We start from the raw sequence: 14,846 nt of genomic DNA, 5'->3' as shown, positions 1-14,846 counted from the left end.
GGTGACGAACCCCGCCGCCCTGCCGGCCGACCTCGATGCGTTCTCGCTGAGCGTTCCGCCGTTGTTCGCCGCGCTGGCTCCGGCGCGGAACGTCCTCATCGCGGGCGCGGGCGGGGGCTTCGACGTGTACGCCGGTCTGCCCCTGGCGTTCGCCCTGTGGCGCGGCGGCACGCAGGTGCACCTGGCCAGCCTGTCCTTCTCCGAGCTGGAGTTGGTCGACCGGGAGGCGTGGGTGACGGAACACGTCGCGGCGGTGGGGCCCGACACGGTCAGTCCGGACTGGTACTTCCCCGAGGGGACCCTCGCCCGGTGGCTGGCGGCTCACGAGCTGCCGTCGACCGTGTACGCGTTCCCGCCACTGGGCGTCCAGCCGCTGCGGGCCGCGTACCGGCATCTGGTCGAGCGGCTCGACATCGACGCGATCGTGCTGGTCGACGGTGGCACCGACGTCCTGCTGCGTGGCGACGAAAGCGATCTCGGCACCCCGGTCGAGGACATCACCAGCCTGGCCGCGGTGACCGCGCTGGACGTCCCGGTCAAGCTGGTGAGCAGCCTCGGCTTCGGCATCGACGCCTACGACGGCGTCAATCACGTCCAGGTTCTGGAGAACCTCGCCGCCCTCGACCGCGAGGGCGGCTACCTGGGTGCCCTGTCCATCCCCGGTGCCAGCCGGGAAGCGCGGTTGTACCGGGACGCCGTGGCCGACGCCCAGGCCGCCACCCCGGAGCGGCCGAGCATCGTCCAGGGACAGATCGCCGCCGCCACCAGCGGTGCGTTCGGCGACGTCCGGTTCACCCGACGCACCGGCGGCGGCGACCTGTTCGTCAACCCGCTGATGGCGATCTACTTCACGGTCGACCTCGACAAACTCGCCGCCCGCTGCCTCTACCTCGACCGTATCGAGCACACGATCGGCAGGCGACAGGTCATCACCCGCATCCAGGCGTTCCGGGACGAGCTCCTCAACGCCCGCGTGCCTCGCGCGTTCCCCCACTGACCGTCCGACGCTTGACACCCATCGGTCCCCGTGACCGGGCTCTGGCCGGGACTCGCCGGCCAGAGCCCGGCCGCTGCGGGCACCGGGTGGCGTATCCGGTGCGCGGCCGGATACGCCACCAGCCTCACTTGCCGTTCGTGGTTGCGGGCGGGGTCGTGGTGCTCGACGGGCCCGTGGTCGCCGGCGGCGTCCAGGCGGGCAGCGGGTCCATCCAGAAGCGGGTCAGCACGACCGAATCGATCAGCCACTTGCCGTTGACCTTCTTGTAGGTCTCGCGGTACTGCCCGTAGCCGTTGTGCCCCTCCGGGGCGTTCGGGCCGGCCGGGAAGGTGAGGATGTCCTCCATGGACCAGATGCCGGACGCCGTGTTCGGCCCGGTGATGGTGATCTCCGGCATCGCTCCCGAGTGCGCCGACGGCGCGGCGCCGGTGAGGTCGCGGATGGTGTGCGCGAACTCCTGCGGCGACTTCCACGTGATCCCGTCGGTCTCGAGCTTGGCGTCGCGCGTGAACAGCGCGGCCAACTCGTCGTGCTTCTTCTCGTCCACGAATCGGAAGTAGCGGGCCTTGAGCTGGTGGATCTCCTCGATGTCCTCCAGTCGCTGCACGCGTTCCCCGAGGGACTTGGAGGAGGCGCTCACCGTCTGCCCGTGCCCGTGTGCGTTCGCCGGTGCGGAGAGGAGGGAGGCCGCGCCCACCCCGCCGCCGATCAGCAGCGCGGCTGCCGCGGCGGCTCCGGTGACCCGAGCACGCATCGTCGTCGCCTTCCGGGTTTCCTGCTTGTCCATGACGTGATTCCTTTCGTCGCCGCGTCGGCGCCGGCAGCTGTGGATTCCGGCCTCGTGGGCGAAAAGATCAACTGACCGGCCGTGCGACGGGCTTGATGTGTGCGCCCATCCGGCGCCTTATATTCGGACGACTATCGTCCGTTTCCGAGCGAGCCTAACCGAAGAGGACGAGCATCGTCCGCTTATTTGGCCAGGCGCCGAGGTGACCCTTGACACCGCCACGCCGGGAACACGTCGGCCCGCCGCCAGACGAGGACAACGTGCACTGGAGCGATGCACCGGGCGCAGAATCCGGGTGCGCAGCAGGACAGCCAATCGCGACCGCGCCCGATTCCCACCCGAGCACGACTCCCGCCTGCCACGCTGCCGGTAGGGATTTGCCCCGAATTACGCGATGACCTGGATCACACTGCGGACCCGCTCGGAAATGCGGACGACCGTCGTCCTCTTGAGGTACGGTAGCCAACCGGACGAGCGTCGTCCGATCAAGGGTTGGAAGGGTGCCAGAAGCAAGGGAGGCTCGATCATGAATCACCTCGACGAGATCGTCCGACGGCTGGACGCGCTGGAAGCGGTCGAGAGCATCAAGAAGTTGAAGGCTCGCTACTTCCGCTTCGTCGACGAGAAGAAGCACGACGAGTTGGCCGCGCTGTTCACGCCCGACGCCCACCTGGTGACCGACGGGATCACCTGGAAGTCGCCGCAGGAGTTCGCGTACACCATCCGCGACCTCACCGGCGCCGCTCCGTCCGTCCATCACGGACACATGCCGGAGATCGAGATCACGGGGCCGGACACGGCGTCCGGGATCTGGGCGATGGAGGACCTGCTGACCTTCCCGGTCGGCCCGAACGCTCCGGAGGGGCACAACGGCTACGGGCAGTACCGCGAGACCTACAAGAAGGTCGACGGGGAGTGGCTGATCGACTCGGTGCTGCTCACCCGATTCCGGATGGACCCCCTGGAGAACTGGGCCCCCGATGCCTGACCTCGACAGCCTGCCGGACACCACGACGCGCCCCGACGGCGTGCCGGGCGCCCGGATGGACGCTCAGCGCAACCGGCGCCAACTGATCGTCGCGACCCGGGAGGCGGTTGCCTCCCGGGGGCTCGAGGTCTCGGCTCGGGACATCGCGACCGCCGCGGGCGTGGGAGTCGGCACCTTGTATCGGCGCTTCGGCACCAAGGAGGCGCTGCTGGGCTGCGCGATGCTCGGCCTCTACGACGAGCTGTTGGACACCGCGCGCCGGTGTCTGCAGCGCGCCGACGCGTGGGACGGGCTGACGGAGTTCGTGATGACACTTGCCGGAGCGCACCGGGACAGCCGAGGGCTGGCCGAGGTCACCGCCATGTGCGACGGACCGGTGTCGCCGGAGCGCGCGCAGCGGACCGTGGCGTTGCAGGACGCGGTCTTCCGATTGACCGAGCGGGCACAGACAGCCGGTGCGCTTCGTCCGGACGTGACCTGGCAGGACGTCCTGATCTGCTCACGCGCGGCGCTCGACGTCGACCGTTGCCTCGGGATCGACGCGGGCCCGGACGGCTGGCGCCGGGTGATCGCCATCGTGCTCGACGGGATGCGAGTCCACGGGCGGAGCCCTCTCCAGGGGCCTGGCCCCCAGATCCACCCCGGGATGACCGAACCCGCGACGAACGGGGAATCTCCCGCATAGCCCGACCTGCCCCACACCGCGCACCACGCCGTGTGCGCGGAGCCCCCGCGCGCGGGAGATGCCACGCCGGCCCAGGGCGATCCCACCCCAGCGAACAGCCTTCACTCCGCAGGAGGAGAACCATGCGTGTCGACATCTGGTCGGACATATCGTGTCCGTGGTGCTTCATCGGCAAGGCCCGATTCAAGAAGGCCCTTGCCGCGTTCCCGCACCGGGAGCACGTCGAGGTGGTGCATCGTTCCTTCGAGCTCGATCCCCACCTGACGGAGACCCGCTCGACCACCGCGCCGGCGCACGCGAAGAAGTACGGCCTGAACCCGGCGCAGGCCCGGGCGGCCGAGGAGAACCTCGGGCGTCTCGCCCGCCGGGAAGGGCTCGGGTACCTCGTCGACTTCCGGGACCACGGCAACACCTTCGACCTGCACCGGCTGCTGCACCTGGCCGCGACGCGGGGCCTCGAGGAGGAGCTGCTGGCCCTGTTCTACGAGGGCAACTTCGCGTCGGAGCGGTCCATCTACGACCCGGAGCACCAGGTGGAGCTCGCCGTCCGCGCCGGTCTGGACGAGGTCGAGGTCCGCGCCGTCCTCGCCGACAAGCTGGCGTACGCCAAGAAGGTGCGCAGGGACGAGGCGGAGGCCGCGCAGTTGGGCGTCACCGGCGTGCCGTTCTTTCTGGTCGACGGGAAGTACGGCGTGGCCGGCGCGCAGTCGACCGAGGCGTTCGCCGAGGTGCTCGACCGGGCCTGGGCCGACGGCCGCCCGCACCTGGTCATCGTCGGCGCGGACGACCAGGCCGGATGCGACGCGGACGGCGCCTGCGACGTGCCACCGCCCCGCACGGCGGACCGGGGCACGGCGCCCGCCGCGTAGTGGCCGGTGATCTTCCCCAGCCCGGTCCGGGCTGGTCACCCCTTACCAGGAACACGAGAGGAACAGTCGTGCGAGCAGTTGGTCTGAACGAGTTCGGTGGACCGGAGGTGTTGCAGGTCCTCGACCTGCCGGAGCCACACGCCGGTCCCGGTGAGGTGCGGATGCGGGTGCGGGCAGCCGCCGTGAATCCCTCCGACACCCTGCTGCGCTCCGGTGTCCACGCGACGGCGCTGGCCGGGGTGCCGGGACCGTACGTGCCCGGAATGGACGCGGCGGGCGTCATCGACGAGATCGGCCCGGACACGCGGACCGACCTGTCGATCGGTGACGCGGTGATGGCGATGGTCCTGCCGGTGACCCCGACCGCCGAGGGCACGCTGGAGAACAGCGGCGGTGGTTACGTGGAGCACCTGGTGTTGCCGGCCGACTGGGTCGTCCGCGCGCCGGCGGGGGTCGGCCACGAGAGCGCGGCGACCCTGCCGATGAACTCACTGACCGCGCTGCTGGCGCTCGACCAGCTGGCCCTCGCGCCGGGCTCGACGCTGGCCGTGGTCGGCGCTGCCGGAACACTGGGTAGCTACCTGGTCCAGATGGCCAGCCACGCCGGGCTGACCGTGGTCGCCGACGCCGCTCCGGCCGACGAGGCCCTGGTCCGCGAGTCCGGCGCGTCCCACGTGGTGGCCCGGGGTCCCGAGGTCGCCGACCGGATCCTGGCGCACTTCCCGGGCGGTGTGGACGCGGTCGTGGACGTGGCGCTGGTTGGTCCGCGGCTGTTGGACGCCGTCCGCGACGGCGGCACTCTGGTTCGGATCCGCCAGTCCGGCGAGCCCGGCGGCTACGAGGTCGACAGCAGCCGCGGCATCAGGATCCTGACCCCGTTCGTGCCCGAGTACGCCGGCCGGGCGGACAAGCTGGACGAGATCCGCCGCCTCGCCGAGTCAGGTGTGCTCATCCCACGGGTCGCGAAGGCCCTGCCCGCCGCCGACGCACCCGACGCCCACCGCCGCTTCGAGGCCGGCGGCGTGCGCGGCCGCCTCGTCCTCACCTTCTGAACCACCCGATCAACAGTCAGAAAAGGATCTACTGTGTCGATGCGTTTCACGGACAAGGTCATCTTGGTCACCGGTGCCACCTCGGGAATGGGGCGGGCCGTCGCGGAGCGGGTCTCCGCGGAGGGCGCGAAGGTCGTGCTGGCGGCCCGCGGCAAGGAGGCCGGTGACGCATTCGTCGCCGAGCTGCGGGCCGCCGGCCGAGAGGCGATCTTCGTGCCGACCGATGTGACGGTCGGCTCCGAGGTGGAGCAGCTGGTCCGGCAGGCGGTCGACCGCTACGGCCGGCTCGACGGCGCCTTCAACAACGTGGGCGCGGCCACCGCGACCGGTCCGATCACCGACGTTGACGACGATGCCTGGGCCGCCGAGCTCGCGCTCAACCTCAACAGCGTGTTCTTCGGGCTGAAGTACCAGATTCCCGCGCTGCAGGCGTCCGGCGGCGGCTCGATCGTGAACAACGCCTCCAACGTCTCGGTCACCGGTGCTGCCGGCATGGCCGCCTACAGTGCCGCCAAGCACGGCGTGGTCGGGCTCACCCGGTCGGCGGCGCTCGACGTGGCCGCCACCGGGGTGCGCATCAACGCGCTCGTCACCGGCGGCGTCGACACCCCGCTGCTGCGCGGTGCCCTGGGTCCGGACCCCGAGGAGGCGATCCGTGGCTTCGGTGCGATGCACCCGGTCGGGCGGATCGGGCAGCCCGAGGAGATCGCCGCCTTCGCGGCGTTCCTGTTGAGCGACGAGACCAGGTTCATCACCGGTGCGGCGCTCGCGACCGACGGCGGCCTGACCGCCGCCTGACCGCGACGCCCGGGGGTCGTCCGAGGTGTGCCGGAGCGTCAGTTCGCGGTGCCCAGCGCCTGACGCATCCGGTTCATCTCGGCCCCCTGTTCGACGACGACGCTGCTGGCCATCTCGTTGACGGTGCGATCGACACCCAGCGCCAGCACCTCCCCCGCCATGTCGATCGCGCCCTGGTGGTGGTCGGTCATCATGCTCACGAACATCCGGTCGAACTCGACCCCTCGGGCGGCGGTGAGGCGGCTCAACGCCTCCGCCGGCTGCATCCCCCGCATCGTGTGCTGGTGGTTGCCACCCGACGTGCGGTCCAGACCCCGGTCGGTCAGCCAGGTCTCCAGCGTCCTGATCTCCGGTTCCTGGGCGGCCAGGATCCGGTCCGCGATGATCCTGAGCTGAGGATTCTCGCTCCGGTCCGCGACGAGCCGGGCCATCACCAGCGCCTGCTCGTGGTGCGGGATCATCATCGTGACGAAGCGGATGTCGGCGTTGTTGTGCGACGCGCGCGGCGCCGGGGTCATCTCGTTCGCCCGGCCGCTCGCCGCCGGTTCGCCGGGACGCCCGGGCATCAGCACCGGCGCGGTGGAGTCCGGCAGGCCGGGCAGGTCGAGCGACTGCGGCGCGTCCGTCTTCGCCGCGGGCGGTGCGCCGCCGCCGGGCCACCCGAGCGCCAATACCGCCCCGATTGCCACAACCGCGAGAACGCCGAACTCAATCAGCACAATCGTCCGCGACTGCCGGGAAAACGCCCGGATCCGTCCACCTAGCACAACTCGACTCCCGCCGTACGTCCGAGGTTGGCGGGGATGGTAGCGCGGGGTTGACCAGCGGCGGCGGAATCCTCGACAGCGAAAAGGCTCTATTGCCTGACCTGCGGTTATTTGAGCGCCAACAAATCTCGTCGTGTTGCCGAAGCGTGATCAAAAACCGCGTCGGCTGAGTTTCGAGTCAGGGTTATCGTCCCGTTACCCATTGCTCACCACGACGAAGGGTGTCGCTACATGTCCCAACCAATCCCACGGGGACGCCGGAAGCTGGCCATCGGCCTCGCCGCCACCGGCGCCCTCCTCCTCGCCGCCGTCGGGGCGGCGGTGCCGGCCAGCGGCGCCGTCGACTCGGCGGCCGGCGCGGACAACTGCGAGTCGTTCCGGGCCGCCGGAGACAACTTCGCCGAGTACTGCATCGCTGAGGAGGCGGCCAACGACGTGACCGCCGCCGCGGAGATCCCGGGCGTCGACGAGATCTCCAGCAGCGACAACATCCGGCAGATCGCCAACATCCCGAAGTTCGGCGGCTTCGCCGCCGAGGGGGCGTACAACTCGGACCTGGCGTTCCAGGGCAAGTACGTCTTCGCCGGCAACTACGAGGGCTTCAACGTCTTCGACGTCAGCGACCCCACCTCGCCGCAGGTGGTCAGCCAGGTGGTCTGCTCCGGCTCGCAGGGTGACCCGTCGGTCTTCGGCAACCTGCTGTTCCTCGCGGTCGACGCTCCCCGCAGCGACGACTCGTGCAGCAGCACGAGCGCGTCGTCCGCCCTGCAGAGTTCCTGGGAGGGCATCCGGATCTTCGACATCAGCGACAAGGCGAACCCGCGCTACATCAAGTCGGTCCGGACCGACTGCGGGTCGCACACCCAGACGCTGGTGCCGAGCAAGGACGGCACGAGCGTCTACGTCTACATCCAGTCCTACGGCCCGTCGAACGGCGCGTTCTACTGCAAGCCCCCGCACGACAAGATCTCCATCGTCAAGGTGCCGCTGGACAACCCGACCAGCGCCGCCGTGGTGGCCACCCCGGTTCTCTTCCCGGGCACCACCGGCGCCGGCAACACGAGCGGCTGCCACGACATCACCGCGTACCCGGAGCTGGACCTGGCCGCCGGCGCCTGCATGGGTGACGGCGTCCTGTTCGACATCTCCGACCGCGAGAACCCCGTGGTCCTCAGCCAGGTCCGGGACACGAACTTCGCGTTCTGGCACTCGGCCACGTTCAACAACAGCGGCACCAAGGTCATCTTCACCGACGAGCTCGGCGGCGGCAGCAGCGCGATCTGCACCAGCAGCTACCGGACCAACCAGGGCGCGGACGCGATCTACGACATCGTGGGCTCCGGTGCCGACCGCGAGCTGGTGTTCCGCAGCTACTTCAAGATCCCGCGGTTGAACACCACCCTCGAGAACTGCGTCGCGCACAACGGCTCGCTGATCCCGGCGATGGGCCGGGACATCATGGTCCAGGCCTGGTACCAGGGCGGCATCTCGGTGATCGACTTCACCGACTCCGCCAACCCGGTCGAGATCGCCTACTGGGAGCGCGGCCCGCTCTCGGACACCCGCCGGATCCTCGGTGGCGCCTGGTCGACCTACTACCACAACGGCTACATCTACTCGAACGACATCCAGAAGGGCCTGGACGTCCTGAAGCTGGACGACCCGCGTACCAACAACGCGCGGGCGTACTCCTTCGCGGAGCTGAACGTCCAGACCCAGCCCAGCTACCCGGCCTGCACCACCGTCCTGACCACGCGGCGCAACGGTGGCCTGACCGTCACCTCCGGCGTCACCTGCCTGGACGGGGCAACCGTGAACGGAGCGATCAAGGTCGCCCCGGGCGCGGGCCTGATCGTGTTCGACTCGACCCTCAACGGTTCGATCCACGCCAGCGGCGCCTCCGTGGTGTCGATCGTGGAGAGCCGCGTCAACGGTTCGGTCGACGCGATCGGCGCCACCGTGCGGGACAGCAAGGTCAACGGTTCGGTGCGGACGAGCTGATCCGCTCAGACCGCTGAACGTCACACTCCGGCCCGGCGGGATCCGCCGGGCCGGAGCCTGTCGTGCCGGCGCCGCGCCGCTGACGCAGACTCGTCCCATGCGTACGCTGCCCGCGATGACCGCCGTCTCCCGCGTCCTGGTCTACGGGATCCACGGCTCGGGGAAGTCGACGATGGCGGCACGGCTGGCCGCCCGCCTCGGGTTGCCCTGGTATCCGGTCGACGACCTGCTCTGGGAGCCCGGCTGGGTCGAGGTGCCGGTCGCCGAACAGCGCCGCCGGATCGAGCAGATCTGCCGTCGGGACCGTTGGATCCTCGACGGGGCGTACCACGGATGGCGGGACGTGCCGCTCGCCCGCGCCGACGTGATCATCGGGCTGGACCACCCGCGGTGGCGGTCCTTCGGGTGGCTGCTGCGCCGCACCCTCCGCCGTGTCGCCAGCGGTGAGGTGATCTGCAACGGCAACCGTGAGTCGTGGGGCAGCGTCCTGTCGACGGAGTCGATCCTGGTGTGGCACCTGACCGGCTTCGGCCGGGAACGGCGGCGGATGCGGGCCTGGCAGGCTGGCTCCTCGGGGCCACCGGTGCTGCTGTTGCGGCACCCGGCCGAGGTGGAACGGTGGCTGGCCGACCTGCCGGCGAGTGCGAGAGAACCGCGTTGACGGCGGTGGGATCCGGAGGTGGGAGCGTGCGGGAGGACGAGCTACGGGAGTTGGTCCGGCGGAGCCCCTGGCTGATCCGGGCGTTGGGCGTCGTGCGGGATTCCGGCCTGCCGGACGCGTGGATCGGTGCGGGCGTCGTCCGCGACCTCGTCTGGGGTGAGCGGTACGGCGAGGGCTTCGCGCCGGCGTCGGTGCGTGACATCGACGTCGTCTTCTTCGACGCGACGGACCTGGACCGCGACAACGACGACCGTGCGACGCGACGGTTGGTGGCGGCCTGGCCGGATCCGCCGTGGGAGGCGACGAACCAGGCGGCCGTGCACACCTGGTACGCCGGGAGGTTCGGGGGCGAGCCGGTGGCTCCGCTGCGCACCATCGCCGAGGCGGTTGCCACGTGGCCCGAGTACGCCACCGCCGTGGCCGTACGCCTCGACGCGGACGACCAGGTGGTGGTCTGCGCGCCATACGGTCTCGACGACCTGCTCGACGGGGTGTGGCGGCGCAATCCGAGCAGGGTCAGCCCCGAGGTCTCCCGGCAACGACTGGCCCGCCACCGGCCCGGCGAACGGTGGCCCGGCGTGCGCGTCGTCGCCTGAGGGAACCTTCGAGGCCAGCAGTGGGCGGCGCCGGTGACGCGGCCGATGATGTGTCGCGGTTCCGACGGTCTACCTGGGTCAGTTCTCCACTCAGTTGCCGCCTGACGACCAGGACCCACACCGGCTCGCGCATGGGGAACACTGGCCGGTGTGACTGACTCGAACGATGCGAAGGCTGTGCTGCACCACTACCTGCGGGCGGCTCGCGAAGACCTCATCTGGAAGCTCGACGGACTGAGTGAACGCGAGGCCCGACTGCCCCGCACCGCGACCGGCAACAACCTGCTGGGTGTGATCAAGCACTGCCTCAACGTCGAGGCGGGCTACTTCGGGCCCACCTTCGGGCGCGAGTTCCCGACGCCCGAGGAACTGGTCCCCCTGCGGGCGTACGACGAGGACCCGCAGGCGGACTGGTACGCGCGGGAGGACGAGACGAAGGACGGGCTGGTCGACCTGTATCGCCGTGTCGGCGCGTTCGCGGATCAGACGATCGATCAGCTGCCGCTCGACGCCCCGGGGCGGGTGTCGTGGTGGCCGGGGAAGCAGACCGTGACGCTCCAGAAGATCATCGTCCACGTGACCAGCGACCTCGCCCGGCATGCCGGTCACGCGGACATCATGCGCGAGCAGCACGACAGCGCGGTCGGCCTGCGGCGGGAGAACACCAGCGTCCCTGAGGACCACGACTGGCCGGCGTACGTCAGCAAGCTGACGAAGCTGGCCGACCGCTTCGCATAGCCACCCGACCGCGGACTCCCCAACTGTGGCCGACGGGTCCCCCGCGTTGCCGAGCCGGACCCGTCGGCCGCGTACCGGAACGTCAGGCCGACCAGCTGGGGCCGAGCACCTCGGCGAGGTTCGCGCGGGTGAACAGCCGCCGGCGGGACTCCTCGATGAGCTGTCGGGCCCGGTCGGCGACGGGACCGACCAGTCGACCGTCCCGCTTCACGATCGCGCCGTCGACCAGAACGGTGTCGACGTCGCGGGGACCCGCGTTGAGCACGATCGTGGTGATCGGGTCGTTCAGCGGTGCGAGGTGGGGCCGGGTCACATCGATCAGGATGAGGTCGGCCCGCTTGCCCGGGCGCAGGGTGCCGATCCGCTCCTCCAGGCCCCAGGCGGCCGCGCCGGCGACGGTGGCGAAGCGCAGGACGTCGCGGTGGTCGAGGTCGACCGTGGCCGGCGGCTCGTCCCTTGCCAGCGCCGCCGCGTTGGCGCGGCCGCGTTCGGCGGCGAGCGCCAGGCGCATCTCGCTGAACAGGTCGGTGCCGGCTCCGGCGGAGGTGTCGGTGCCGAGCGCGGGGACGAGGCCGTGGGCGAGAGCACGGCCGGTGACCGGGAAGGTGCCCATCGCCATGGACATGTCGACGGTCGGGCAGGGCGTGACGGCGCCGCCGGTCGCGGCGATCCGGGCGAGGTCGGTGTCGTCGAACTGCGCCCCGTGCGCGTGGTGGACGTCCGGGCCGAGCAGGCGGAGCCGGTCCAGGGTCTCGATGGTGCGGTACCTACGGAGGTAGCCGGGGATGCCGGAGTGGATGCTGATCGGGACGTCGAGTTCGCGGGCGAGGTGGAAGTCGTACGCGGTGGTTTCCGGGGTGGAGAATTCCGGTCCGCGCAGCGCGAGTCCCATGGTGACGCGGGCGTTGTCGTCGGCGAGTTCGGCGCGGATCCGGCGGACGTCGTCGGGGTGACGTTCGGTGCTCTCGTGGAACCAGCGCAGCACACCCTGGCCGACGGGTGGCCCGTAGAGGAACAGTCCCCGGATGCCGGAGTCACGCAGCGCGCGAACGTTCTCGTCGGCGTGCGCCGGGGAGGTGACGATGTGGGACCAGTCGGCGACCGTGGTGATGCCGGCGTTGATGGCCTGCAACGCGCCCCAGAGGACACCCGCGTAGACGTCCTCGGGCTCGTACTTGTCGAGGAGGCCGGCGAGGACGACACCGAAGTATCCGCCGAGTGAGACCTTGCCACCGGCGCCGCCGATCGCTCCCTGCCAGACGTGCCGGTGAGAGTCGACGAGGCCGGGTAGCGCCACTTTGCCGGTGGCGTCGATGACGGTGGCGTCGGTGCTGTCGAGGTCGGGGCCGATCGCGGTGATGGTGCCGTCGTCGATCCGGATGTCCGCACGGGCGAGGTCGCCGAGGCGGTCGTCCAGGGTGACGACATGCGCGTTACGGAGGATGAGGGCGGGCACGAGAACTCCAGGTGTCGGATGGAGAGGGGGTGACGTCGTCGCACGGCCATCCGCGAGCCGGACGGCTTTCGTCCGTTTAAACCCTAGCCCAGGGGACGCCCACCGTCCGCTTCTCCGGGCGACTGGCGGGGTGAGCCCTGCCACGCGGTGGTGGCCGTTCGTCGGTCCCGCGTTACCGCTGCCGGGGAAGTCGTTCCGCCAGGGTCTCCCGCAGGTCGTCGGGCAGCCCGTCGATCTCGACCAGCCCGGGCAGCAACCGCGGCTCGACCAGGTACGCCCGGAACGCCAGCGCGATGGTCACCCCATGGGCCGGACGGTCCTCGACGGTCACCGGATCACCGGCGCACACCTCCCCCGGCTCCAGCACCCGCAGGTACGCGCCCGGGCGGTTCGCCCCGGCGAAGGTCTTCACCCAGCGCGGCTCGCCCATCTTGTGCTGGAACGTGGCGCACGGGATGCGGCCGAACGTCGGCTGGAGCACCAACCGAGGCCCGACGCGCCAGCGCTCGCCGATGACCGCGCCGTTGACGTCGACCCCCTCGGTGGTCAGGTTCTCGCCGAAGAGCCCGTTGACGAGCCGGCGGCCCAGCCGCGCCTGCCACCAGTCGTAGTCCTCCCGCGCGTACGCGTAAACCGCCTGGTCATCGCCGCCGTGATGCGCGACGTCGAAGATCTGGTCGCCGACCAGGCCGCTGTGCAGACCGGTCGTCTTCGGCCCCGGCGCACGGACGCGCACCGGGTGACCGACCGGCTGTTTGTTGATGCCCGTGATCCCGACGCCCTTGGCCGGGTTCCCGACGCCCTTGGCCGGGTTGGCCTCCGGCACCGCCAGGTTCACCGAGACGATCCTGCTCACGCCCGGCAACCTAGTGCGGTGTCCACTAACGTTCACCGGGTCGTCCGGTGGGGTGTTGTGGATCCTCGCCGTTGGGGGCGAGCGACTCCTCACCGGGTGGTGGGGCGGGCCTCCGCGGGCCATCTGATCCTCGCGCCGCCTGGGTTGGGCGGCGGGGGTCACGTCGGGACTGGCCGGCGCCGGGGAGGTGCCGGCCGGCTCGACGGTGCGTGATCACCCCGGGCAGCACAGCCACAGCTGTGGTGGGGGTGGTGGGTCCGCCGCCCGGTTTGCGGGTGGCGATCATGGCCGCCGCGACAAGATCGCGGTGCCCGGTGAAGGTGCAGTGTGGGCAGGTCAGGGTGCGCCCGGGTGGTTTCGGTATCCGCCGGTGGCAGGCGGGGCAGGTGGAGGAGGTGCCGCGTTCGTCGACCATGTGCACGGTGATGCCGGCGAGGGTGGCCTTGTCGGTGAGGACCTGGATGAGCCGGCCGATCTGCCACTGCCGCAGCCGCAGGTTGTGCCGCCGCCCGGCCGGGATGTCGAGCACGCTACGGGGGTCGCCGACGTGCAGCACCCCCACCCGCTGCTGTTGGGCCCACGATATGACGGTGCGGGCCGCCTCGTGCTGGGCCTGGCGGACGCGCCGCCGATGCCGGCCCTCCACCATGCGGGCGCGGCGGCGGTAGCGGCGCCACCGCCGTGACCCCCGCTGCCCCGGCTTCGGCGCCCGGCGGGCCACCGCCCGACGGCGGGCCTTGGTGTCAGCCAGGTGCATCCGATACTCAGCACGGACCGCCCGCCCCGACACCAACAACCCCGCCCCGTCCGGCCCCGCCACCGCGTAGGGGTGAATGATCCCCAGGTCCACCCCCGCCGTGCGCGCTGGATCCGGTCCCTCGCCGGGCGGGTAGACAGTTACGGGAACCTCGGCGGTCACGTCGAGGAACAGGCGGCCACCCTCACACAGCAGAGTGACCGACCGGACCTGCTCCACCGGATACGGCACATCCCGGACCAGCCGCACCCACAACGGGGCACTGCCACGCGCGGCCGGGATCCGCACCCGCCGCCCGACAACGGTGAACGTGCCGTGATACCAACGCACCGGCACCAACCCACGCCGACGACGCGGAAACCCCGCCGACACGTCACCCGCCTTACGGCGCTTCGCCACGGCGAACCACGCATCCGAGAACCGGCGCAACACCGACCGCGCACCCGTGCTGTCCAACTCACCGAACGTGCCCGGCCCCGACGCGGCCAACTCCCGACACAACTCCTGGAAGCCGGCCAACGGCGCATCCCGGCGGCGACGCCGCCACGCGTTGACCTCCAACACACACGCCCACACATCACCAGCCGACCGCAGCAACCCGAAACACCGCCGCCGCTGACCCCCCGTCACCCGCAACCCCACCCGAGCCGTCCGATACACGACCCGCGGCGCAGCGCAATCCCGACGACGAGGCACGAACCCCAGCCAACACCACCCGTACGACAACTTCCCCGACCCACACCAACCGGCCAACGTTTCTGGCCACCGCATTAGCCGCTTCGGCGTCCGCACGCCGCGCAGTTTTCGGCCCGGCACCAACAGGTGCGGACGCGCTGTC

The 14,846-nt window shown here is 70.6% G+C and carries 15 protein-coding genes; 10 read left to right on the top strand and 5 right to left on the bottom strand.

The annotated features are described in order from the left end of the window. The first annotated feature begins 1 nt into the window (after nt 1). Nucleotides 2-997: a DUF1152 domain-containing protein gene (locus GA0070620_RS02410; protein ID WP_231922172.1), complete on the top strand. Its 996-nt coding sequence runs from the start codon at nt 2-4 to the stop codon at nt 995-997. 124 nt (nt 998-1,121) lie between these two features. On the opposite strand, the gene GA0070620_RS02405 is transcribed toward GA0070620_RS02410, so the two are convergent. Further along, nucleotides 1,122-1,784 carry a nuclear transport factor 2 family protein gene (locus tag GA0070620_RS02405; protein WP_091588101.1) on the bottom strand — a complete coding sequence of 221 codons (663 nt, stop codon included), beginning with the start codon at nt 1,782-1,784 and terminating at the stop codon, nt 1,122-1,124. A gap of 526 nt (nt 1,785-2,310) precedes the next feature. On the opposite strand from GA0070620_RS02405, the gene GA0070620_RS02400 reads away from it, so the two are divergent. From GA0070620_RS02400 to GA0070620_RS02380, 5 genes are all read left to right on the top strand, one after another. After that, entirely contained in the window at nt 2,311-2,772 is a 462-nt protein-coding gene (locus GA0070620_RS02400) for a nuclear transport factor 2 family protein (protein WP_197677525.1), read from the top strand. After that, entirely contained in the window at nt 2,765-3,457 is a 693-nt protein-coding gene (locus GA0070620_RS02395; protein WP_091588098.1) for a TetR/AcrR family transcriptional regulator, read from the top strand. Before GA0070620_RS02400 ends, GA0070620_RS02395 begins: the two co-directional genes overlap by 8 nt. A gap of 122 nt (nt 3,458-3,579) precedes the next feature. Then, the gene (locus tag GA0070620_RS02390) at nt 3,580-4,326 is read left to right on the top strand and encodes a DsbA family oxidoreductase (protein ID WP_091588095.1); all 747 of its coding nucleotides are present in this window, start codon (nt 3,580-3,582) and stop codon (nt 4,324-4,326) included. Between the two features lie 68 nt (nt 4,327-4,394). Further along, nucleotides 4,395-5,378, top strand: a complete 984-nt coding sequence (locus GA0070620_RS02385; protein ID WP_091588092.1) for an NADP-dependent oxidoreductase — start codon at nt 4,395-4,397, stop codon at nt 5,376-5,378. 39 nt (nt 5,379-5,417) lie between these two features. After that, complete coding sequence (locus GA0070620_RS02380) at nt 5,418-6,176, top strand: SDR family NAD(P)-dependent oxidoreductase (RefSeq protein WP_231922170.1); 759 nt, start codon at nt 5,418-5,420, stop codon at nt 6,174-6,176. A 38-nt stretch (nt 6,177-6,214) separates the two neighbouring features. Here GA0070620_RS02380 and GA0070620_RS02375 read toward each other — a convergent pair whose 3' ends face one another. Then, complete coding sequence (locus GA0070620_RS02375) at nt 6,215-6,865, bottom strand: DUF305 domain-containing protein (RefSeq protein WP_091588086.1); 651 nt, start codon at nt 6,863-6,865, stop codon at nt 6,215-6,217. 309 nt (nt 6,866-7,174) lie between these two features. On the opposite strand from GA0070620_RS02375, the gene GA0070620_RS02370 reads away from it, so the two are divergent. The 4 genes from GA0070620_RS02370 to GA0070620_RS02355 all read left to right on the top strand — a co-directional run bounded on the left by GA0070620_RS02370 (nt 7,175) and on the right by GA0070620_RS02355 (nt 10,939). Then, entirely contained in the window at nt 7,175-8,944 is a 1,770-nt protein-coding gene (locus GA0070620_RS02370; RefSeq protein WP_091588083.1) for an LVIVD repeat-containing protein, read from the top strand. Nucleotides 8,945-9,041: 97 nt separating this feature from the next. Then, a complete protein-coding gene (locus GA0070620_RS02365; RefSeq protein ID WP_331713218.1) occupies nt 9,042-9,605 on the top strand; it encodes a P-loop NTPase family protein in 564 nt (187 codons plus the stop codon). Between the two features lie 26 nt (nt 9,606-9,631). Continuing rightward, nucleotides 9,632-10,201 carry a nucleotidyltransferase family protein gene (locus tag GA0070620_RS02360; protein WP_091588080.1) on the top strand — a complete coding sequence of 190 codons (570 nt, stop codon included), beginning with the start codon at nt 9,632-9,634 and terminating at the stop codon, nt 10,199-10,201. 150 nt (nt 10,202-10,351) lie between these two features. Further along, a complete protein-coding gene (locus tag GA0070620_RS02355) occupies nt 10,352-10,939 on the top strand; it encodes a DinB family protein (RefSeq protein ID WP_091588078.1) in 588 nt (195 codons plus the stop codon). 82 nt (nt 10,940-11,021) lie between these two features. Here GA0070620_RS02355 and GA0070620_RS02350 read toward each other — a convergent pair whose 3' ends face one another. The 3 genes from GA0070620_RS02350 to GA0070620_RS02340 form a co-directional block, all read right to left on the bottom strand. Beyond that, nucleotides 11,022-12,395 (bottom strand): amidohydrolase family protein, encoded by a 1,374-nt coding sequence (locus GA0070620_RS02350; RefSeq protein ID WP_157741507.1) that lies wholly within the window; start codon nt 12,393-12,395, stop codon nt 11,022-11,024. 172 nt (nt 12,396-12,567) lie between these two features. Further along, on the bottom strand, nt 12,568-13,251 hold the full coding sequence (locus GA0070620_RS02345; RefSeq protein ID WP_091588073.1) for an MOSC domain-containing protein: 684 nt from the start codon (nt 13,249-13,251) through the stop codon (nt 12,568-12,570). Between the two features lie 25 nt (nt 13,252-13,276). Beyond that, nucleotides 13,277-14,779 (bottom strand): RNA-guided endonuclease InsQ/TnpB family protein, encoded by a 1,503-nt coding sequence (locus tag GA0070620_RS02340; RefSeq protein WP_091588070.1) that lies wholly within the window; start codon nt 14,777-14,779, stop codon nt 13,277-13,279. Between the last annotated feature and the right edge of the window lie 67 nt (nt 14,780-14,846).

This window comes from Micromonospora krabiensis (genome assembly GCF_900091425.1).
GTDB lineage: Bacteria > Actinomycetota > Actinomycetes > Mycobacteriales > Micromonosporaceae > Micromonospora > Micromonospora krabiensis.
Note: the sequence above shows the minus strand (reverse complement) of the source record. Positions and strands in the feature narration are given on the sequence as shown.